This is a genomic window from Sulfitobacter sp. 1A13496 (genome assembly GCF_043557225.1).
GTDB lineage: Bacteria > Pseudomonadota > Alphaproteobacteria > Rhodobacterales > Rhodobacteraceae > Sulfitobacter > Sulfitobacter faviae.
This window is the reverse complement of record NZ_JBIFFP010000005.1, coordinates 22238-43103: the sequence shown is the minus strand read 5'-3', so window position 1 is coordinate 43103 and position 20866 is coordinate 22238. Positions and strand designations below refer to the sequence as shown.

Below are 20866 nucleotides of genomic sequence, written 5' to 3'. Positions count from 1 at the left end.
TCGTTCTGCGGTCTTTGCGCTGGATCAATTCGGACGCGAAAATTGTGCATAGCCGTCGGTTGGGTGATCGTCGGCGGCTTGGGCTTTGCTACGGTTTTTACGCTCTTTCTGACACCGATCTTCTACCGCTGGATCGCCGTCTTGGGTGCCGCCCCCGGCCGGGCAGCGCATCGGCTGAGAGCAGCCGTGGAAGGGGCGGTATAGGCCGTCGCGGGATTGATGCACGCCTCGCCTGCGGTTTCCCGGAACTGCACGAAGGACAACAGGATGACGAGGGCAGCAGCGCGCTATTCTCGCGGCGCGCGCCACAGGCTGGATTAGCAAACGTGCCGGCAACCTATGCAAGCAGCGCATTTCTCCTGCCCTGTTCGATATCTACTCCGGGCGGGTCGGCTTCCCATCTTGGAATTGAGATTGGAGACATCATGCACACCGCCGTTCCAGAACCTCTTTCCGTTCCCCTCCCGCTTCTAAAGCAGACCCTATGCGAACATTACCAAAGGCTTAGCCCGGCCTCGCGAGAGCTCAGGTTCATGGGCCAGCTTAACGATGATGCTTTGCTGCGCGTGGTTCGGGGCTCCAACCCCGACCTGACGCTCGGCGTCGAATGCGATGATGCTTTGCGTGCGATACTGGAGCTTCATTGCATCGACAGCACCCATGCGGAGATCGGGCTTTCGGTTGAAGACGCCTATCAAGGGCGCGGCTATGGCCGGAGGCTCTTCCATCGCGGTCTGGCCGAAGCGCGCGCGCGAAATATTGAGACGGTGGATGTGAACTTCTTGCGCAGCAATATCGCGATCAAAAAGCTCTGCATCGAAGAAGGGGGAGAGATACGTTGCCGTGGGGCCGAATGTGTCGCGCAGCTGTCGTTGAACTGACCAAGAAATTCGAGGCGGGCATGCGTAATCTTCCGGCGGCCAATTTTCACGTCTTTGCTTTTAGGTGATGGTGAACCCGCGCCCGACGGGGTCGGTTTCATCGACTAACCATTTCACATAGCCAATAACTTTGGCAGTGCCCGGATATCCTTGGATGCTGGGGCGCGGGTCACCATGCCGTGCGGCATCAGGGCATCACGCTGACCATGGGGTTCCAAAGCACCTAGAACCGCCGTGCCTTCCAGCGGGCGAGCGCTTCGACCGCGGACCAGAGCAGCAGCGACAGCGCCGCGAGCACGATCAGGGCCGCAAACATGAGCGCGGTTTGGCCGCGGCCATTGGCCATCAGCATCAGATGCCCCAGACCGCGGGATGAGCCGACCCATTCGCCGATCAGCACCGCAAGGGGGCCGTAGACCACGGCCAACCGCAGGCCCGAGATCAGCCCCGGCACGGCGTGGGGCAGGCGCAGCAGCAGTGTTTCGCGCCAGCGGTTGGCGCCCGAGAGATGCGCCAGATCGCGCAGGCCCGGGGGCAGCGCCATTAGCCGGTCGAAGAGGGCCGAGGCGATGGGAAAATAGGTGACCAGCGCGATGGTTACGATCTTGGAGGGCATCCCGTAGCCAAGCCAAAGGGTGATGACCGGGGCGAGGGCGAAGACAGGCACGGCCTGAGCCACCACCAGCATCGGGCGCAGCAGCCAGCGCGCGCGGCGCGAAAGGGTCAGCAACAGCGCGGTCTCAATGCCGAGGAAAATGCCTAAACTTAGGCCCAGCGCAAGATTGCCCGCCGACCATAGCGCATTCTGCCAGAGCAGCGCGGCATTCCCGCCCAGTGCTTGCAAGACAAGCCAAGGTCCCGGCAGGATGAAACGCGGCACGCCGCTGAGGGTGACAACAAGCTGCCAAATCGCGACGGCGAGCGCGAAGCAGACCATGCCGCGCCATAATTTATGCAACGTAGATACCATCAGGCGACCTGCGCGGGTGAGGCCAGCCCCATGCGGCGCAGCAGATCGGCTTGGGCGGCGAGGGTCTCGGGGGCGTCGATCCGGCGTGGTGGCGGCGTTTTGGGCAGGGGGCAGGGGGCGGCCCCATGGCGGCTCACGATCCAAGCGTAATCGGCGAGCCTCAGGGCCTCCGCCGGGTCATGGGTGATCAACACGACGGTTCGCCCGCAAAGCAGCCGCGCCGCTAGATCCTGCATTTTAAGGCGGGTCACCACATCGAGGGCCGAGAACGGTTCGTCCAGCAGGACCACGGGGCGGTCTTCGTAAAGCGTGCGGGCGAGGGTGACGCGCTGGCGCTGACCGGCGGAAAGCTGGGCAGGTTTGCGGCGCAGCTCCGCGCGAAGCCCGACCTCGGCCAGAAGTGCTGCGGCGCGGTCAGGGTCCGCCCGTTCTCCGCGCAGCCGGGCGGGGATGGTGACATTCTCAACCGCATTCGCCCAAGGCAGCAGTTGATCGTCCTGCGCCATCATCGCAACACGGGGGGCGATGGGACGGTCATCATCCGTAGCAATACGGCCTTCCAGCCGGGCCACATTGGGCAGACCCGCAAGCAGCCGCAGCAGCGAGGTTTTCCCCACACCCGAGGGACCGAGCAAGACGTTCCATTGCCCGGCCTTGAGGGTAAGATCGAAATGGTCGATCAAGAGGACCGCTGCGCCGTGGAGCGCGCCCGATAGATGCACCGCAGGGGCGGTCATGTTGCTGCGGGCGACAGGGCCATGTCCCAAAAGCCGACCTCAAGCGCTGTGGCCGTGTTGAAACGCTCTTGCAAGGTCTTGGTCCGTGGCAGGGTTTGCCAGTTTGCACCCAGACGCCGCGCTAGCGCCCCGTCGATCAGCGCGCCGACATCGCGGCACAAGGCTTGATACTCCTCGCCGCCATAGACCGCGCACCAATCGGTATAGGGGCCGTCATTGCCCCGCAGGGCCAACCCGATCTCACCATAGCCCAGAACGCAGGGGGCGAGGGCGGCCATCAGGTCAAGGAAGTCCCCGGAATAGCCCGCCTCCAAAACATAGCGCGTATAGGCGAGGTTTCCGGGAGCCTCTGCCGTGGCCTCAAGCTTGGCGCGGTCGATGCCATGTCCTGCGCAGGTTTCCACATGGAGGGGCATCTCCACATGCACCAACGCATGGACCGTTGCACTCGCGGCGGCCATTTCATCCAGCGTTTCCGCCTTGGCCGCGGCAAGCGCCCAAGCGCGGGCAAAGTGAATCAGGAAAACATAGTCCTGCCGCAGGTAATGCAGATAGCTGGCCTGTGGCAGATTGCCGTCGCCCAGCTGTTCGACAAAGTCATGGCGGGTATAGGCCCGCCATGTCTCTCCGGCACCATCGCGCCAAGCGGCGAAGGCCTTGCCGTAAGCGGGCGCCGTCATGGTTTCGCCTGCGCTGTGACGTCGACCACCAGATCGGCGGCGGGGATCACGGTTTCCACCACGCCGCTTTCCTTCATGAAGGTCTCGAACCGGTCATAGCGCCCGTGGTCCACGGCCGCGGGGCGGGTGGCGAAACGCGGCCATGTGTCTTCCCATGCGCGGGTGTTCAGCTCGTTGCGCAGCTCGGCGTCGGAGGCAAAGAAGACCTCTCCGCTGGCGGCCGGGTCGTTCACGATATCGGCGGCGGCCCGTTCGGTGGCACGCAGGAAGCGGGCGATCATGTCGCGGTCCATATCTTCGGCATGGGCGACATAGATCAACTCGTCATAGGCGGGCACGCCCTCGGCTTCGGGGTAAAAGCAACGGCCCTCATGGCCTTCGATCTGCATCTGGTTCAGCTCGAAATTGCGGAACGCGCCGATCACCCCGTCGACTTGTCCCGACATTAGCGCGGGCGAGATCGACCAACCGATGTTGATTTGCTCGACCTCGGCAGGCGCCACGCCATTGTGGCTCAGCATCGCATCCAGCAGCATCTCTTGCACGCCCGCCACGGCAAAACCCACCTTTCGGCCCTTCAGGTCCGCCATCTCCTGCACCGGCCCGTCGGCGCGGACAACGAGGCAGGTGAGCGGGGTTTCGACCAGCGTGCCCACGCGGCGCAGGTCCAACCCCTCGCGCTGGGCGAGATGTAGTTCCGGCTGATAGGACACCGCCAGATCGACACGGCCCGCGGCCACCATGCGCGGCGGCTCATTCGGGTCGGCGGGAGAGACGAGTTCGACTTCCAGCCCCGCATCGGTGAAATAGCCTTTTTCCTGCGCCAGAATGATCGGCCCGTGATCAGGATTCACGAACCAGTCGAGCATGACGGTCATCTTGTCTTGGGCCAAGGCGGGGGCTGCGATCAGCGTCAGGGCAAGGGGGGCGAGAATGTTTTTCACGAAGGGTCTCCAGTATATCGTTTATGCGGGAAAAGGGTCAGGCGCCGGGGAGGGCGAGTAGGGCGATCTCGCCCGGCCAGCGGGGGCGAAGGGTGTTGGCCGCGTGATGCGCGCGCAGGCCGGTGCGGCAGGCAAGCACAATGCGCGACGTATCGGGCGGCAGCGTCAGGTCAGGCAGCGCCTCGGGCGGGACATGACGGGCTTGGGGTGAGAAAGGCGCAGGCGCTTCGGCGCGCAGGTCGATGACCATATCGCGCGGGGTGATCTGGCTTTCGGCGATGAAACCCGCGGCGCGCGCAGGCTCGGGCGCGCTGTCGAAACGAAAGCCCGACATGCGCCATTGCGCGGCGTCCCAGATCAAGAGTTGCCCCAGCGGGGAGGGCGTGAGGCCCAGCAGCACCGAGAGCGCCATCTGCGCCTGTGCCGCGCCGATCATTCCGACCACGGGCCCTAAGACGCCCGCCGTGTCACAGGTCGCTGCCGTCTGCGGCAGGTCAGGGAAGACAGCGCGGAGAGAAGGGGCAGCCCCGCAGAAACCGCCGACATAGCCCGACAGCCCAAGGGCCGAGGCTGAAATTAGCGGTTTGCCCTGCGCGCGGGCTTCGTCCGACAGGGTCAGGCTGGCGGCGAAAGTGTCGGCGCAGTCGAGCGCGATATCGCAGCCCGCCAGCAGGGCGGGCGCATTGGCGGGGGTGAGCCATTCGGCACGCGGGGCAAGCGTCACCTCGGGGTTCAGCGCCGCCATCGCCTCGGCGGCGGCACGGACCTTGGGCCTGCCGATATCGTCCATCCGGTAGAGCGGTTGGCGGTGCAGATTGCTCAAAGCCACTTGATCGCCGTCGACCAATGTGATCCGCCCGACACCGGCCCCGACGAGATATTGCAGCACGGGCACTGCCAGCGCTCCGGCCCCGACGACCAGCACATGCGCCGCCATGAGCCGCGCTTGCCCCTCGGCGCCGACTTGCGGCAGAACCGTCTGGCGGGCGTAGCGGCTCATGCCGTTACCTCAAGCCATTCGCGCATCCGCGCTTCGGGGTCTGCGTTCAGCGTGATATCCGTGACCGCCGCCACCGTATCGGCCCCGGCGGCAAAGGCCCCCGGCACACGGGCGACAGACATGCCGCCGATGGCGCAAAGCGGAATGTCCCCGATCCGCGCTTTCCATTCCGTCAGCCGGTCGAGCCCCTGTTCGGTCCATTTCATCTTTTTCAGAATGGTCGGATAGACGGGGCCGAGGGCGATGTAATCGGGGGCGAGAGCCAGCGCGCGGTCAAGCTCGGCATGGTCATGGGTCGACAGGCCCAGCTTCAGCCCGGCAGCGCGGATCGCGGGGATGTCGGCACTGTCCAAATCCTCTTGCCCCAGATGCAGCCAATCGGCCTCCAGTTCAATCGCCAGTTGCCAGTGGTCATTCACCACCAGCAGCGCGCCGTGCTGGCGGCAGAGGTTGAGCGCGGTGGTGATCTCGGCGCGCAGCACCTCTTCGGGCGCGTCCTTGATGCGCAGTTGCACCAGCTTCACGCCCAAGGGCACGGCCCGCGCGACCCATGCGGCACTATCCAAGACGGGGTAGAAACGCGGCAAGCTCATAGCCAAGCCTTTCCGATGACGGGGGTGGAGGGTACGGCCATGTCGCGCTGGCCCATGGGGCCGGAAGCGGCGGCAAGCGCGCCCGCGCGGCAGGCCAGCGCAAAGGCTTCGGCCATGGCGGCGGGGTCTTCTGCCTCGGCCACAGCGGTGTTCAAGAGCACCGCGTCGAACCCCATCTCCAACGCCTGCGCCGCATGGCTGGGCAGGCCGAGGCCCGCGTCGATCACCATGGCCACATCGGGAAATGCTGCCCGCAGACTGCGCAGCCCGTGCAGGTTGTTCAGCCCCAGCCCCGAGCCGATCGGCGCACCCCAAGGCATCAGCACCCGGCAGCCGGCATCGATCAGCCGCGCGGCCAGCACTTGGTCCTCGGTGGTATAGGGAAAGACCTCGAACCCATCGGCGCAGAGCGCCTCGGCGGCCTCGACCAGCCCGAAGGGGTCAGGTTGCAGGGTGTCGGCATGGCCGATGACCTCTAGTTTGATCCAATTGGTGCCAAAATACTCCCGCGCCATCTGCGCCGTGGTGATCGCCTCGCGCGCGGAATGGCAGCCGGCGGTGTTGGGCAGCAGATGCACGCCCAAGCCGCGCACCATGTCCCAAAACGCCTGTCCCGCGCCTTGCTCGCGGCGCAGCGAAACCGTGGCGACCGGCGCGGCGCTTTGGCGAAAGGCGGCCTCCATCACCGCGGGCGAGGGGTAGCGCGCGGTGCCCAGCATCAGCGGCAGGGGCAGGGTGGTGCCGTAGAAATCGCGCATCTCTCAGCCCCCCTGCATGGCGCTGAGCACTTCGAGCCGGTCGCCGTCGCTCAGCATGGTCTCGCCCCGCGCGCCTGCGGGAACGAAACTGCCGTTGAGGGCGGTGGCGACTTTCGCCTCGCCCCAACCAAGCTCTGCCAATGCCGCGTCAAGCTGCGCGGCGGCGACCTCACGCGTCTCGCCGTTCACTTCAATCTTCACGGAATAAATCCCCCGTTGTCGCTGTTGCCAGAAAGCCCGCAGCCTGTTCGGCCAAGGCGGGCGCCATGAGAAAGCCGTGCCGGAACAATCCGTTCAGATGCAGCACCGCCCCGCGCGGCACGATGCCGGGCAGGTTGTCGGCGAAAGCCGGGCGCAGGTCGGCGCCCATCTCGATGATCTCGCCCTCGGCAAAGCGCGGGTCGAGCGCATAGGCGGCTGAGAGCAGTTCCAGCGCCGAGCGGGCGGTCATGCCGCTGCGGCTGGCGCTTTCGATCTGGGTCGCGCCCAGCATGTAGATGCCTTGCCCGCGCGGCACGACGTAAAGCGGGTGGCGCGGGTGCAGCAGGCGGATCGGGCGGGTGAGGGTGACATCAATGGCGCGGAGCAGGATCATCTCACCGCGGACCGCACGCAGACCGGGCAGAGCGTCGCTGGCCACCATGCCGCGGCAGTCGATCACCGGGCCTGTGACCTCCGAAGGGGTGAGGGCCGTGGTCTCAACCGTGACACCCTCGGCGGCAAGCGCATGGGTCAGGTCTTGCAGCGCTTGGCGCGGGTTCAGATGCGCTTCCTCGGCAAAGAACAACCCGCGGCGATGGCGCCCGGCGAGGTCCGGCTCGCACGCCGCGATGGCTTCGGCGTCGCAGTCGCTGTGGCCTTCGGTGCGGGCGGCGAAACGCTGCAATTCCGCGCGGTCCCGCTCGGGGGCGAGGACCAGCGTGCCCCTATGGGTGACTTCCGTGATCTCCCCCCATAGCGCCGCAGCACGCCGCCCATGGGTCACCACCGCAGGCTCGCTCAGCGCGCCTTCGCAAAAGGGGGCGAGCATGCCCCCCGCCCACCACGAACAGCCGTGCGGCCCGGGCGGGCCTTTGCGGTCGACGAGCCGGGGCCGCAGCCCCTGCGCCAGACAGGCCCGCGCGGCCCAAAGCCCTGCCACGCCCGCGCCGATGATGGTGACATCACTCATGGGGCCAAACGCCGTGAAAATGATGCACCGGCCCGTGGCCATGGCCGATGTTGAGGGCGTCCGCCGCGGCAATGGCGCGTTGCAGATAGCTATGGGCGGCTTCCACCGCCTGCGGCAGAGGCAAGCCCCGCGCCAGACCGGCGGCAATGGCGGCAGAGAGCGTGCAGCCGGTGCCGTGGGTGTTCGCCGTCTGCTGGCGGGGCGCGGAAAGGCGCAGGGTGTCGGCCTTGAAAATCAGCAGATCGACACAGGTCTCGCCCTTGCCATGGCCGCCCTTCATCAGCACCGCGCGGGGGCCGAGCGACAGCAGCGCGCGGCCCTGCGCGAGCATGGTGGCCTCGTCGGTGGCTTCTTCTGTGTCCAGCAGCCGTGCGGCCTCGGGCAGGTTTGGCGTCAGCACATAGGCGCGGGGCAGCATCCGGTCGCGCAGGGTTTTGACCGCTTCGGCAGAGAGGAGCGCATCGCCGGATTTCGCCACCATCACCGGGTCGAGCACAATGGGCGCGGCGCAGTCGGCCAGCTCCTCGGCCACGGCGGAGATCGTGGCCGGGTCGCCCAACATGCCAATCTTGACCGCGCCGATGGCCAGATCGTCAAAGACCGCCGCCATCTGCGCGCGGATCATCGCGGGCGCGATCATGGCAACCGCGGTGACGGCGCGGGTGTTCTGGGCGGTGACGGCGGTGAGCACGCTGGCGCCATAGACGCCAAGTGCGCTGAAGGTCTTGAGATCGGCCTGAATCCCCGCCCCGCCGCCGCTGTCGGACCCCGCAATCGTCAGTGCTTGAAACGCCATTCGGCCCCCCATTCGTTAGATGGGCCAAGGGCATGGAGATACGGGGTAAACGACCGCCCGGATGGGCTGATGCTTGCTTCCGTTCCCTACGCCGGTACGACCCGGATCAGGTTCGATGGGTCGGTTTTCACCTCTCAGCCTTGCGGCACCCCAACGGATTTCCGGCAGGCTAGCGAGGGGCGTTCAGAGGGTCAACAGGGGATCTGTTATTTATTGCGTTTCGTTTTGTATCAGTTAGTTGCGGTGCGTACCTCATGCATTGCATGAGGATTCGTTAATGAAAATCCCGCGATCTGGGGATCACCTTGGCATCGCGCGGGTGGCCGTGCATGGCCACCTGACCGGGCAGCGGATGGGTTGGGTGATCGCCGCGCGTCGTGATGCCGGGCATCGGTGCCTCCGACAGCGCCGCCAGCCGGTCAGAGCGGTTCTCAAGCCGCTCGGCCACCACGTGTATCACCCGCCCGTCGGTCTGCACGCGCCCCTCCACGACCAGAAGCCGCGACGACATGATCGTGGGGCGGTAGAGCTTGAACATGTTTGGCCAGATCACGAGGTTGGCGACGCCGCATTCATCTTCCAACGTGATGAAACAGACCCCCTTGGCGCTGCCGGGTTTCTGGCGCACCAGCACCAGCCCCGCCAGCTTTACCCGCCGCCCGTGGCCCATGCGCGAAAGGTCCCGGGCCGAGGAAAACCCCTGCGCGGCGAGGCTCCCGCGGTAGAAGGACATCGGATGCGCCTTCAGCGACAGGCGCAGCGTCTGGTAGTCGGCCACGACCTGTTCCGCCTTCGGCATCACCGGCAGATGCACCTCCGGCTCCGGGCCGCGGGCCGAAGCCTCGACATGGTCGAAGATCGGCAAGGCGGGCGCGTCGCGCAGCCCTTGGGCCTGCCAGAGCGCTTGGCGCCGGTCGATCCCCATGCTGCGCATCGTGTCGGCGGCGGCAAGCTGGCGGATCGCCTTGGCATCGAGGCCCGCGCGGGTCTTGAGGTCCTCGACATCCGCGTAAGGCGTCTCGCGCCGGTCCATGATCCGCGCGCCCGCTTTCTCTTGCAGCCCGTCCACCATCCGCAGCCCCAGCCGCAGGGCGAAACCGTCCCCACAAGGCTCCAGCGTGCAGTTCCAGTCCGAGAGGTTCACATCCACGTCGCGCACCTCGACCTGATGTTCGCGCGCGTCGCGCACGATCTGGGCGGGCGCGTAAAACCCCATCGGCTGCGAGTTCAAGAGCGCGCAGGCAAAGGCCGCCGGGTAGTGGCATTTCATCCAACTTGAGACATAGACCAGCTTGGCGAAACTCGCCGCATGGCTTTCGGGGAAACCGTATTCGCCAAAGCCCTTGATCTGGTCGAAGCAGCGCTGCGCGAAGACCGGATCGTAGCCGCGTTTGGTCATCCGGCCCACCATCTTGTCCTGCAGCTTCTCGATCGTCCCGCGCGAGCGGAAGGTGGCCATGGCCTTGCGCAGCTCATTGGCCTCGGCCGGAGAGAACCGTGCCGCGTCGATGGAGATTTTCATCGCCTGTTCCTGAAAGATCGGCACGCCCAGGGTTCGGCTGAGGATGCTGAAGAGTTCGTCCTGCGGATAGGCCGGGCCGGGGGCGGGGTAGACGACGCTCTCCAACCCCTGACGGCGGCGCAGATAGGGGTGGACCATGTCGCCCTGGATCGGGCCGGGGCGGACGATGGCAACCTCGATCACCAGATCGTAGAAGACGCGCGGGCGCAGTTTCGGCAGCATCGCCATCTGCGCGCGGCTTTCGACTTGAAAGACGCCAAGGCTGTCGCCCCGGCAGAGCATGTCGTAGGTGGGCCGCCCCGTGGCATCGTCTTCGTGATCCTCCACCGGCACCGTGGCCAGTTCCAGCGGGCGGTCGTAATGCGCCTCGATTAGGTCGAAGCATTTGGCGATACAGGTCAGCATGCCGAGCGCGAGGATATCGACCTTGAAGATCTGCAGCGCGTCGATGTCGTCCTTGTCCCATTCGATGAAACTGCGCTCGGGCATGGCGCCATTGCCGATGGGCACGATCTCGGTCAGCGGGCGCTCGGTTAGGATGAAACCGCCGACGTGCTGGCTCAGGTGCCGCGGCATGCCGATCATCTGGGAGGCGAGTTTCAGCACCATGCGCAGGTAGGGGTCGGACAGGTCCAGCCCCGCCTCGCGGGCGCGGGCATCGTCCATCTCGCCCTCGAAACTGCCCCAGACGGTGCCGGCGAGTTTCGAGGTCACGTCTTCCGAAAGCCCCATCGCCTTGCCGACCTCGCGAATGGCCGAGCGCGGGCGGTAGTGGATCACCGTGGCACAAAGCCCGGCGCGGTGGCGGCCGTATTTGCCGTACATGTATTGGATCACCTCCTCGCGCCGCTCATGCTCGAAATCCACGTCGATGTCTGGCGGCTCGTCGCGTTCCTCTGACAGGAACCGCTCGAAGAGCAGGTCATGCACCGCCGGGTCGACCGAGGTGATGCCGAGGCAGAAGCAGACGGCGGAATTGGCCGCCGAGCCGCGCCCCTGGCAGAGGATCGGCGGCTCGGCCTCCTCGCGGGCGAAGCGGACGATGTCATAGATGGTCAGGAAATAACGCGCGATCTTCTTGGAGGAGATCAGCGCGAATTCCTTCTCGATGGTCTTTTTCACCGCCTCGGGCACGCCTTCGGGGTAGCGCCGGGCGGCGCCTTCCCATGTGAGGCGCGCCAGTTCCTCCATCGGGCTGCCGCCCTCGGGGACGATCTCATGGGGGTATTCATAGGCCAGATCGGTGAGGCGGAAGTCGATCTTGTCCGCCAAGCGGCGCGTCTCGGCAATGGCATGGGGCCAGTCGGCGAAGAGGCGGATCATCGCCTCGGGGGATTTCAGATGTCGCTCGGCATTGGCGGCCAGCAGGTAGCCCGCCTTGGGCACGATCACGCCCTCGCGGATGGCCACCATCACGTCCTGCAAGGGCCGCCGGTGGCGGGCATGGTAGAGCACGTCGTTGGTGGCAAGCAGCCTCAACCCATGGGCGCGGGCCAGCGCATCCAGCCGGTTGATCCGCGCGCGATCATCGCCGCGGTAGAGGAAACTCGCCCCGATATGGCGCATCCCGGGCAGCGCTTTCAGCAGCCGCGGCAGGCCCGCGGCGAAGAGGTCGAGGTTCTCGGGCGGCATGACGATGAGGTGCAGCCCTTCGGCGTGGCCTTGCAGCATCTCCAGCGTCAGATGGGTCTCGCCCTTTTGCTGCCATTCCCCGTCCACCGATTGCATCTTGCCCGCCGACAGCAGCGTCGAGAGCCGCGCATAGGCGGCGCGGTCCTGCGGGTAGGCCAGCAGTTCAGTCCCACAGAGCAGCACCAGCCGCGCCCCGATCAGGGGGCGGATATGGGCCTTTTCGGCCTCTACATGCAGCCGCACCACGCCCGCCAGCGTGTTGTGATCCGCGATGCCGAGGCTGTCGTAGCCGTGGTGATGCGCCGTCTGGACCAGATCGACGGCGTCCGAGGCAGCGCGCAGGAAGGAAAAGCAACTGGCCAGACCGAACTCCACATACGCTGCCCGCGGTGGGGCGCTGAGCCTGTCCTCGCCCAAGGTGCGGCGCTTATGTCCCTCCTGCTGCGGCATCAGGCGAACATCCCGTGCAGGAACCAGCGCGGCTCGGCCCCGCGGCCATCGTGGATCACGCCCTCGCGGTAGAGCCAGAAGCGCTGGCCGCCTTCGACCTCCACTTTATAGTAATCGCGCAGCCGGGTGCCTGGGCGGTCGCGCCACCATTCGGGGGCGATCCGCTCAGGCCCCGCGTGGCGGGTGGTCTTGTAGGTGACGCGGCGCCAGTTGAACTGCGAGGGCGGGCCTTCGGGCACGGCGTAGATCACGCGCACCTCCTCGGGCGGGGTGAGCAGGCGCAGCGGGCGCTCGCGCAGCAGCACCGGGGCGGCGGCGGGGCTGGCCTGCAGCGCCGGGGCGCGTTCTTCGACCGCCTCGGGCTTGTGGGTCTCGCGCCACTGCGGCCAACTCACCTTCTCCGGCCCCAGCTTGGCCACCAGGCGGTCCAAGAGCCCGGCCACGTCCGCCGAGGGGTCGCGCTTGCCGTCGAGGTGGTCCTGCATCAGCGGCAGCGGCTCGCTCGCCAGCGCCTCCAGCGTCATGAGGTCAAAGCCAAAGCCGCTGTCGATATTCTCGAGCTTGCCGTCGAAGAGCCGGCGCAGATGGGCGGCGTCCCGGCTGGCGCGGGCGGTGGCAGTGTCGAGGCCGCGCCAGTCGCCGTCGATGCGGTAGACGGTCAGCCGCAGCCGCCGCGCGCCCAGTTCCGCCCGGGCCAGTTGCGCGCAGAGGTCCTCGACCAGCGCGGGCAGATGCGGGGCGGGGTCGAGCACCGGTTCGGGCAGGCGGCTGCGGGCCATGAAATGACGGTGATCGGGCGGGGCGTTGAGCGGATCGGCGGCCTTGCCGAGCGCTTTGTCCAGCAGGATAAGCGGGTTGCGCTCGGGCTTCAGGCTGGCGAAGCGGCGCATCAGTGCGGCGCGGGGCAGATCGCTCAGCGCGCCGATGGTCTTGAGGCCAAGCCGGTCCAGCAGCCGCGTGGTCTGGGCGTCGAGCCGCAGGGCGGCGACGGGCAGGGGGGCGAGGGCGGCGCCGACGTCCTCGGCGGTGCAGATCTGCGCGCCGGAGCCGAAACGCGCCAGCGCCTGCGCGGCACCGGGGGTGGGGGCCATGGCGCAGCGCGCGGTCAGCCCCTGCAGTGCGAAACGGCTGCGGATGTCGCGCAGCATCGCCGCCTCGCCGCCGAAAAGATGCGTGCAGCCGGTCACATCGAGCAGCAGCCCGTGATCCACGTCCCGAGCGGTCCAAGGACACCAGCGCCGCGCCCAATGGACCAGCCGCTTGATGAGGGCGATATCGCCGTCCAGATCGGCGGGCTCGACATGCAGATCGGGGTGGATCGCCTGCACGTCGACCACCCGGGCGCCCGTCTCGATGCCGCGGGCGCGGGCGGCGGCGCTCAGCCCATGGACCACCGGCCCGTGCGTCCCGTCACGCGACAGGACCACCGGCACCTCATCCCCCGGAACGCTGCGGTATTGGCTGATCACCCGGCGCCAGCGTTCCATCGTCAGATCGGGGAACCAGACGGAGACGATCCGCGGCGCGGGGGCTGTGGCGTTTGTCGGGCTCATGGTCGGCCACCCAGCGGCCGGGCGCATGGCCGCGGGCGCGAAACAGCTCCAGATCCCAGCGGGCCGCGCCCGGGGCCTGCGGATCGTCGGGATGCGCCTGCGCGGGCAGGGAGGCGATGCGCCAGCGCATCCGCGCCGCGCTCAGGCCCCCGGGGTCGCCGCTGCGGATGAGGTAGAGCGGCACGCCCGAGGCCTCGGCCCGCAGCGACAGCCGCTTGGTGGCGGTGAAATCCAGAACCTCCGGCCCGCCATGCACCTCGCCCACCACGGCTGAGAGGCCGGCACAGGCGGCGCCTTCCTCCATCGCCCAAAGCACGTCGCGCGGATGGCTGGCGGTGACCAGCAGCACCGGCTGTTCCAGCCCGAAGGCCGCGAGGCTCGGGGTATAGGGCGCGCCGTTCTCGCGCCGCGACAGGAAGTCCTGCACCCAAAGCACCGGCCCCTTGCCGCGTGGCAGCAGCGACAGGACGAAGCCACTGGCCGAAGCACTGGCGAAGGCCTGCGGAAAGACATCCGTCAGCGGCGCATGCGTGGCCAGAACCCCCGGCTCGGGCGATGTCGACGGCCGCCGCCGCGGCAGGGTAAGGACCTGCCCATATGTAGAATCGGTTGTCATGCACGACTCCATATGTTCACATTTTGTTCTATTCATAAACGATGAACTGCGGCCCTGTCAAAATTTTGAACCGCCCCCCGCGAAGCCCTTGCTGGGGCGCGGAAAAAACGCATCTACTGGCATAGGGCTGCGATAGGAGGCAACCGATGTGCAATCTTTACTCCCTCACCAAGGGGCAGGACGCGATCCGCGGCTGGTTCGACGGGATCGAGGATCGCGCGGGCAACCTCGCCTCAATGCCCGGCATCTACCCCGATTACCCCGCCCCGGTGGTGCGCCATGGCGATGGCGGCCCGGTGCTGGAGATGATGCGGTGGGGCATGCCGTCCCCGGCCTTCGCGCTCAAGGGCAAGAAGACCGACCGCGGCGTCACGAACATCCGCAACATCGCCTCACCGCATTGGCGGCGATGGCTGGGGCCTGCGCATCGCTGCGTGGTGCCCTTCACCGCCTTTTCCGAGCCGCTGAACCGCCCCGGAGAGCGTTCGCGCCCGATCTGGTTCGCGCTTGGCGAAAACCGTCCGCTGGCCTTCTTCGCCGGGGTCTGGACGCAATGGACGAGCGTGCGAAAACTCAAGGACGGCGAGACCACCGATAACCTCTATGGCTTCCTAACCACCGAGCCCAACGCCGAGGTCGGTGCCGTGCACCCAAAGGCCATGCCAGTGATCCTGACCACGCCCGACGAAGTGCATACGTGGCTGAGCGCCGAGACTGCCGATCTGCCCGCGTTGCAACGCCCCCTGCCGGATGGTGCCCTGCAGGTCATCGACCCCGAGGACTAGGCCGCCTCGGCCATCATCCGCGCGGCCATCGCCAGATCCGAGCGGAACTGCGCCTCGGCCTCTTCGCGCGCCGCGGGGTCGGGGACGCGCAAAAGGTAGGAGGGGTGCAGGGTGATCAGCACCGGAATGCCCTCCGGCCCCGCCTCGATCGTGCCGCGGCGTTTCAGGATGCCCGTGCCCTTGCCGGTGAGACTCTGCGCCGCCGTGGCGCCCATGGCGAGGATGAGCTTGGGCTGCACCTGCGCCACCTCGGCGTTCATCCACCAGCGGCACTGGTCAATCTCCGGCGTCTCGGGGCGCTGGTGAATGCGGCGTTTGCCGCGGGCGGTGAACTTGAAGTGTTTGACCGCATTGGTGACAAAGGCGGCGTCTCGGTCGAGGCCTGCCTCACCGGCGATGCGGTCGAACATCTGCCCCGCCGGCCCGACGAAGGGGCGGCCCGCGAGGTCTTCCTGATCGCCGGGCTGTTCGCCCACGACCATAAGATCGGCATGCACCGGCCCTTCGCCCGGCACGGCCTGCGTGGCGTGACAATGAAGCGGGCAGCGGGTGCAGGCGCGGATTGCGGACGGAAGCTCTTCCATCGGGCCGTCCCAAGCGGACTCAAAAGCCGAAAGCTGCGCCTGCACCCGGTCCATGCGCGCGGGCGGCAGGGTCGGGGCGGCTTCGGCCATGGCGCGGGCGCGGGCCGGGGCTTCGGCGATCATCTGGGGGATGAAGGCGGCCTCGGGCATGTTTTTCCAGTATTTCTTGGGCATCTCCGACTGCATCGCCTTCACCATCAGGCGGGCAGGATTGAAGATGTTCTGGAAGTAGGTGATCCACAACTGCTCGCCCGCGTCCTCGGGCAGGTCAGGTTTGGCGTGGCCCTCCTGAAAGCTGAGCTTGCCGCCCTCGAAGATGGCCGAGACGTCGGGCGTGAGAATGCGCCAATCCATGTCGGAAAAGCGCCGCACGAAGAAATCCGCCGTGGGCTCCACCGTGTGATGCGTGGGTTCGAACCACGCGGCGAAGCTGCGGCGCGGGGCGTTCGGATCGCCGATCTCGCGGAAGCGGACGAAGGCCTTCATCTTGTGCTGACAGCGGCGGACGTTCTTCTCCATCCCCCGCAACACAGCGAGGTCGGCATCGCCGCGGTCGGACATCAAATGCGGCGCGTCCTTCACACGCCAGAGGAAGGCGTAGAGCCGGGCGAAACGTTCTGGGTCACTGTGCCAGACAGCGGTCTCGGCCATCGAGACGAAACTGCGTGGCACGGCGGTACGGCCCGAGGCGGCCGGCGCGGCTTCCCCGCCAAACAGGTCTGGGGCGGCGGCATGATCGCCCCAGAGGATCTGCTCGGGCGGCACGCCCGCGGCCAGAAAGCCGCGCGCCGCCTCGCGCCATGCCTTGGCGGTGCCGATCGGGGGCAGGGAGACGCGGTGCATCAGAACAGGGTCAACTGCTCGGGCGGCGGCGCGAAGCGCGCGCGCAGGTCGGCGCTGTCGGTAAGGCCCCCCGGCGTCCAGCCCCCGGCGGTGACGAAAGCGCGGGCCTTTTTCATCGAGGCGCCCATGCGGGCCAGGTCTTCGTAGCGCAGGGCGCGGTGACGGCGCGCGGCGAGGATGCGGTTCACGGTTTTGACGCCAAAGCCCGGCACCCGCAGCAGCATCTCGCGGCTGGCGCGGTTGACGTCGAGGGGGAAGTGCTCGCGATGCACCAGCGCCCAGGCGAGTTTCGGGTCGACCTCCAGATCGAGATTGCCGTCGCGGGTGACCGAGGTGATCTCGTCCAGTTGAAAATCATAGAACCGCAGCAGCCAGTCGGCCTGATAAAGCCGGTGCTCGCGTTGCAGGGGCGGGCGGATGAGCGGCAGTTTCGACGAACTGTCGGGGATGGGCGAGAAGGCGGAATAATAGACGCGTTTCAGTTTGTAGCTGGAGTAAAGCCGCGTCGATTGGCCCAGCACGGTGGCATCGTTGGAGCCATCCGCCCCGATGATCATCTGCGTCGACTGGCCCGCGGGCGCGAAACGCGGCGGGCGTTTGCCGGTGAAGGATTTGTCCTTGCTGGCATCCTTCACCATGCGCACATTTGCCATCGCGCGACGGATCTGCTCGGGCTTCTTCTCGGGCGCATATTGCTGCACCGCCGTGTCGGTGGGCAGTTCCACATTGATCGACAGCCGGTCCGCCAGACGACCGGCTTCCTCGATCAACTCGGGCGAGGCGTCGGGGATGGTCTTGAGGTGGATATAGCCGCGAAAATTCTCCTCCTGCCGCAGCTTTCGCGCGATCTGCACCATGTCGGACATCGTGGCATCGGGCGATCGGATCACGCCCGACGACAGAAACAGCCCTTCGATATAGTTGCGACGGTAGAATTCGATGGTGAGCTTCACCACCTCATCTACGCTGAAGCGGGCGCGTTCGACATTGGAGGACACGCGGTTAATGCAATAGCTGCAATCATAGATGCAGAAATTGGTCATGAGGATCTTCAGCAGGCTGATGCACCGCCCGTCCGGGGCATAGGCGTGGCAGATGCCGCTGCCTTCGTTGGAGCCCAGCCCCTTGCCATCGCGCGAGTCGCGCTTGGTGGAGCCCGAGGAGGCGCAGGAGGCGTCGTATTTCGCCGCATCGCTGAGAATCGCCAGTTTTTGATCGAGTGTCTGTTTTACCATGCGTTCTATATATGTTCTCGCGTCAGCGGCGTCATTAATCTATCTTAATGCCGCGACAATTTGCGCATGGAACTGATGAAGCGCGCGTAAGGGCAAGGGAAGCCGAGATTAAATTGACGTAGGGAAATCTAGTCGCTACCAATTACATGCAGATACATATTATGCATTTGCATGCGAGGGTACCGAGGCAAAGATCGCGGGCTTTTGATCACAACTGGGAGACGACCATGAAAACAACAACCACGCTTAGCGCGGCGGTCTTTGCCGTCAGCACATTTGCCACCGGCAGCATCGCTCAGGCCGAAGAAGTGACCCTGCGCGCCGTTTCTGCCTTTACCCTTGGCACCGCCTTTAGCCGCGAGTTCGAGTCCTTTGTCGAGTGGATCAACGAGAACGGCAAAGGGGTCGTGCAGATCAATCTGGTCGGCGGTCCTGAGGCCGTCCCGCCTTTTGAACTGGGCAATGCGGTGCAGTCCGGCGTCGTCGACATCGCAAATAACACCACGGCCTATTACCCCAACCTGCTGCCCACCGGCGACGCACTGCATCTGGCCGAGAACACCATTCAGGACCAGCGCGCCAATGGCTGCTATGAACTGGTCGACCGTATCCATCAAGAGCAGATGAACGTGAAATACCTCGCCCATGCGGGCGACGGGATCGGCTATCACCTCTATCTCACCAAACCGGTCGAGGGGCCGGATCTGAGCGGTCTGACCATCCGTACCACGCCGGTTTACCAAGCGATGTTTACGCAGCTTGGTGCCAACCTCGTGCGGACCGCGCCGGGCGAGGTCTACAGCGCGCTGGAGCGTGGGGCGATTGACGGCTACGGCTGGCCCTCGCAGGGGGTGCTGGACCTTGGTTGGGACGAGCAGACGAAGTACCGTGTCGACCCGAGCTTTTACAACGTCGACGTCAACGTTCTGGTGAACCTTGATACTTGGAACGGGCTAACGGAGCAGCAGCGCGCCAAGCTGGCCGAAGGTGCCGCTTGGATGGAAGAGCTGAACAACGACAACGCGGATCGGAACGCCTCGGAATATGCGGCGCAGGCCGAGGCGGGTATCGAGACGATCACCTTTGGCGAGGCCGATGCCGAGACTTGGATCGCTGCCGCCCGCGATGCCGGTTGGGCCGCGGTGGAAGAGGTCGATGCCGATCTTGCGCAGCAGATGCGCGCCTGCATGACCAAGTGATCCTCCAATGATCTCTAGAATGTTTGACCGGACACTCCGGGGGCTGGCCGTCTTTTCGGCTGGTATCCTCGGGGTGATCGCGGTGTTCATCGCTCTCAATGTTGTGCTGCGCAATCTTGGTCTGCCGGTGGTCTATGGCGCTCTGGATGCGATCCAATACGCGCTGATGATCGCCACCTTCCTTGGCGCGCCTTGGGTGCTGTCGATCGGTGGCCATGTGAAGGTGGATCTGATCACCAGCAATCTTGCGCCACGCACGGCCCATGTGCTCACCCGTCTTACCAGCGCCATCGGCGCTGTCACGGCAGGGGTGCTGGGGTGGTACGGATTGCAAGCGGTGCTGGCGTCGGCCGCGCGGGGGTCGATGATCCGCACGTCATTCGTCATCCCGGAATGGTGGATGCTGGCCTTTGTGCCGCTGTCATTGGCGCTTTGCACGATTATTTTTATCCGCCGCCTTTTCTATCCGGAAACGGCCGAGCGTAGTCTGAGTGGTCTTTGAGATGGATTGGGCTTTGATCCTGACGCTCATGCTGGGCAGCCTCGCGGTGCTTTTGCTGATCGGCTTGCCGGTCGCCTTTGCCTTTATCGCCGTGACCACCGTGGGCGCATACTTCGTGCTGGGTGGCGAACGTGGCATTCTGCAGCTGGCGCGCAACTCAGCGCAATCGGTAGCGAATTTTCAACTCGCCCCGATACCCCTGTTCATCCTGATGGGAGAGATACTCTTTCAGACCGGGGTGGCGCACCGCGCCATCGACGCCATTGAGCGGGTGGTGACGCGCATCCCGGGCCGCATGTCAGTGGTGACGATCTTTGGCGGCACGATCTTTGCGGCACTCTCCGGCTCGACCATCGCCAATACCGCGATGCTGGGCGGCACGCTGCTTCCGGGGATGCTGAAACGGGGCTACCACCCGTCGATGGCCATGGGGCCGATCATGGCTTCAGGGGCGATTGCGATGCTGATCCCGCCTTCGGCGCTGGCGGTGCTGGTGGGCTCGCTCGCCGGTATTTCCATCGCGGGGCTGCTGATCGCGGGGGTACTTCCGGCCTTGCTGCTGGCGGTGCTTTTCGTGGCCTATGTGGTGGGGCGCAGTGTATTGGACCCAAAGGTCGCGCCGCCCGATGTTTACGAGGATATGTCGCTGCGCGAACGGTGGACGCCCTTTGCGATCTATGTCTTGCCGCTGACGGTACTTTTCGCGGTGGTAATCGGCTCTTTGCTGGCAGGGATCGCCACACCCACGGAGAGCGCTGCGCTGGGCAGTATCACGGCGGTGATCATCGGGGCAGCCTATCGGGCCTTGAGTTGGGAGAAGATGGGCCGTGCTCTGATGGAGACGTTGAAACTGTCGGTGATGATCCTGTTCATCATTGCGGCCAGCCAGACCTTTGCGCAGGTGCTGAGCTTTTCTGGCGCGACCAACGGGCTGATCAATGCAATCAACGCGGTCGATCCGACGCCTTTGATGGTGCTTTTGGGGATGATCGCGATCCTGCTGTTTCTGGGGTGTTTCATCGATCAAGTGTCGATGTTGATGGTGACGGTCCCGGTTTTCGTGCCCTTGGCGGGCGCGATGGAGATCAACGAGCTGACCCTCGGCGTGGTTTACCTGTTGACCATGGAGATCGGTCTGCTGACACCGCCCTTCGGGCTGCTTCTCTTCGTCATGCGGGGCGTGGCACCCGAGGGGATCCGGATGCCGCAAATCTATGCCTCGGTGATGCCCTTTTTGTTAATCAAGCTCTTCGTGCTGGCGCTGGTCGTCTGGCTGCCGGGCATCGGTACTTGGTTGCCGGGCTTAATGGGCCGCTAATCCGCAGGGCGACGCGTCCGAGCGTCGCCCTACAACCTATTGCCTCGGTTCAACATTTCCCCTCACCGCAGCCATACGCAGCCCTCCGCCTGCTTGC

Annotated in this window: 21 protein-coding genes and 1 riboswitch; of the genes, 6 read left to right on the top strand and 15 right to left on the bottom strand. The window is 65.7% G+C overall.

Annotated elements, in window-relative coordinates:
* Positions 1–42: 42 nt before the first annotated feature.
* Both ACGYLX_RS12520 and ACGYLX_RS12515 read left to right on the top strand, forming a co-directional pair.
* Positions 43–204: a hypothetical protein gene (locus ACGYLX_RS12520; RefSeq protein WP_394449856.1), complete on the top strand. Its 162-nt coding sequence runs from the start codon at positions 43–45 to the stop codon at positions 202–204.
* Between the two features lie 329 nt (positions 205–533).
* A complete protein-coding gene (locus tag ACGYLX_RS12515) occupies positions 534–881 on the top strand; it encodes a GNAT family N-acetyltransferase (protein ID WP_209218687.1) in 348 nt (115 codons plus the stop codon).
* A 223-nt stretch (positions 882–1104) separates the two neighbouring features.
* On the opposite strand, the gene ACGYLX_RS12510 is transcribed toward ACGYLX_RS12515, so the two are convergent.
* The 13 genes from ACGYLX_RS12510 to ACGYLX_RS12450 form a co-directional block, all read right to left on the bottom strand.
* Complete coding sequence (locus ACGYLX_RS12510) at positions 1105–1851, bottom strand: ABC transporter permease (protein WP_394449854.1); 747 nt, start codon at positions 1849–1851, stop codon at positions 1105–1107.
* Complete coding sequence (locus ACGYLX_RS12505; protein WP_394449852.1) at positions 1851–2588, bottom strand: ABC transporter ATP-binding protein; 738 nt, start codon at positions 2586–2588, stop codon at positions 1851–1853. Before ACGYLX_RS12505 ends, ACGYLX_RS12510 begins: the two co-directional genes overlap by 1 nt.
* A complete protein-coding gene (locus tag ACGYLX_RS12500) occupies positions 2585–3268 on the bottom strand; it encodes a TenA family protein (RefSeq protein WP_394449850.1) in 684 nt (227 codons plus the stop codon). The genes ACGYLX_RS12505 and ACGYLX_RS12500 overlap by 4 nt, the downstream gene beginning before the upstream one ends.
* Positions 3265–4212, bottom strand: coding sequence for an ABC transporter substrate-binding protein (locus ACGYLX_RS12495; RefSeq protein WP_394449848.1), 948 nt, complete (start codon positions 4210–4212; stop codon positions 3265–3267). The genes ACGYLX_RS12500 and ACGYLX_RS12495 overlap by 4 nt, the downstream gene beginning before the upstream one ends.
* A gap of 37 nt (positions 4213–4249) precedes the next feature.
* Entirely contained in the window at positions 4250–5212 is a 963-nt protein-coding gene (locus tag ACGYLX_RS12490; RefSeq protein WP_394449846.1) for a ThiF family adenylyltransferase, read from the bottom strand.
* On the bottom strand, positions 5209–5805 hold the full coding sequence (locus tag ACGYLX_RS12485) for a thiamine phosphate synthase (protein WP_394449845.1): 597 nt from the start codon (positions 5803–5805) through the stop codon (positions 5209–5211). Before ACGYLX_RS12485 ends, ACGYLX_RS12490 begins: the two co-directional genes overlap by 4 nt.
* On the bottom strand, positions 5802–6563 hold the full coding sequence (locus ACGYLX_RS12480) for a thiazole synthase (protein WP_394408597.1): 762 nt from the start codon (positions 6561–6563) through the stop codon (positions 5802–5804). Before ACGYLX_RS12480 ends, ACGYLX_RS12485 begins: the two co-directional genes overlap by 4 nt.
* A 3-nt stretch (positions 6564–6566) precedes the next feature.
* Positions 6567–6764: a sulfur carrier protein ThiS gene (thiS, locus tag ACGYLX_RS12475; RefSeq protein WP_394449843.1), complete on the bottom strand. Its 198-nt coding sequence runs from the start codon at positions 6762–6764 to the stop codon at positions 6567–6569.
* Complete coding sequence (locus ACGYLX_RS12470; RefSeq protein ID WP_394449841.1) at positions 6754–7734, bottom strand: FAD-dependent oxidoreductase; 981 nt, start codon at positions 7732–7734, stop codon at positions 6754–6756. Before ACGYLX_RS12470 ends, thiS begins: the two co-directional genes overlap by 11 nt.
* Positions 7727–8530, bottom strand: coding sequence for a bifunctional hydroxymethylpyrimidine kinase/phosphomethylpyrimidine kinase (thiD, locus tag ACGYLX_RS12465; RefSeq protein WP_394449839.1), 804 nt, complete (start codon positions 8528–8530; stop codon positions 7727–7729). The genes ACGYLX_RS12470 and thiD overlap by 8 nt, the downstream gene beginning before the upstream one ends.
* A gap of 66 nt (positions 8531–8596) precedes the next feature.
* Positions 8597–8693: riboswitch (TPP riboswitch) on the bottom strand.
* A 111-nt stretch (positions 8694–8804) separates the two neighbouring features.
* Positions 8805–12134 carry an error-prone DNA polymerase gene (locus tag ACGYLX_RS12460; protein ID WP_394449837.1) on the bottom strand — a complete coding sequence of 1110 codons (3330 nt, stop codon included), beginning with the start codon at positions 12132–12134 and terminating at the stop codon, positions 8805–8807.
* Positions 12134–13621 (bottom strand): Y-family DNA polymerase, encoded by a 1488-nt coding sequence (locus ACGYLX_RS12455; protein WP_394450160.1) that lies wholly within the window; start codon positions 13619–13621, stop codon positions 12134–12136. The genes ACGYLX_RS12460 and ACGYLX_RS12455 overlap by 1 nt, the downstream gene beginning before the upstream one ends.
* Complete coding sequence (locus ACGYLX_RS12450) at positions 13569–14303, bottom strand: ImuA family protein (RefSeq protein ID WP_394449835.1); 735 nt, start codon at positions 14301–14303, stop codon at positions 13569–13571. Before ACGYLX_RS12450 ends, ACGYLX_RS12455 begins: the two co-directional genes overlap by 53 nt.
* Before the next feature lie 146 nt (positions 14304–14449).
* On the opposite strand from ACGYLX_RS12450, the gene ACGYLX_RS12445 reads away from it, so the two are divergent.
* The gene (locus ACGYLX_RS12445) at positions 14450–15088 is read left to right on the top strand and encodes an SOS response-associated peptidase (RefSeq protein ID WP_394449833.1); all 639 of its coding nucleotides are present in this window, start codon (positions 14450–14452) and stop codon (positions 15086–15088) included.
* Here ACGYLX_RS12445 and ACGYLX_RS12440 read toward each other — a convergent pair.
* Both ACGYLX_RS12440 and ACGYLX_RS12435 read right to left on the bottom strand, forming a co-directional pair.
* Positions 15085–16515 carry a UdgX family uracil-DNA binding protein gene (locus ACGYLX_RS12440; RefSeq protein WP_394449831.1) on the bottom strand — a complete coding sequence of 477 codons (1431 nt, stop codon included), beginning with the start codon at positions 16513–16515 and terminating at the stop codon, positions 15085–15087. The genes ACGYLX_RS12445 and ACGYLX_RS12440 overlap by 4 nt on opposite strands.
* Positions 16515–17750 carry a putative DNA modification/repair radical SAM protein gene (locus tag ACGYLX_RS12435; protein WP_394449829.1) on the bottom strand — a complete coding sequence of 412 codons (1236 nt, stop codon included), beginning with the start codon at positions 17748–17750 and terminating at the stop codon, positions 16515–16517. Before ACGYLX_RS12435 ends, ACGYLX_RS12440 begins: the two co-directional genes overlap by 1 nt.
* Before the next feature lie 227 nt (positions 17751–17977).
* Between ACGYLX_RS12435 and dctP the strand changes: the two genes are divergently transcribed.
* From dctP to ACGYLX_RS12420, 3 genes are read left to right on the top strand one after another with little or no spacing between them, the layout of a single operon-like run.
* A complete protein-coding gene (gene dctP / locus ACGYLX_RS12430; RefSeq protein WP_271691602.1) occupies positions 17978–18949 on the top strand; it encodes a TRAP transporter substrate-binding protein DctP in 972 nt (323 codons plus the stop codon).
* Positions 18950–18968: 19 nt separating this feature from the next.
* On the top strand, positions 18969–19451 hold the full coding sequence (locus ACGYLX_RS12425) for a TRAP transporter small permease (protein WP_271691601.1): 483 nt from the start codon (positions 18969–18971) through the stop codon (positions 19449–19451).
* A gap of 13 nt (positions 19452–19464) precedes the next feature.
* Complete coding sequence (locus tag ACGYLX_RS12420; RefSeq protein WP_394422384.1) at positions 19465–20769, top strand: TRAP transporter large permease subunit; 1305 nt, start codon at positions 19465–19467, stop codon at positions 20767–20769.
* Positions 20770–20866 lie beyond the last annotated feature (97 nt).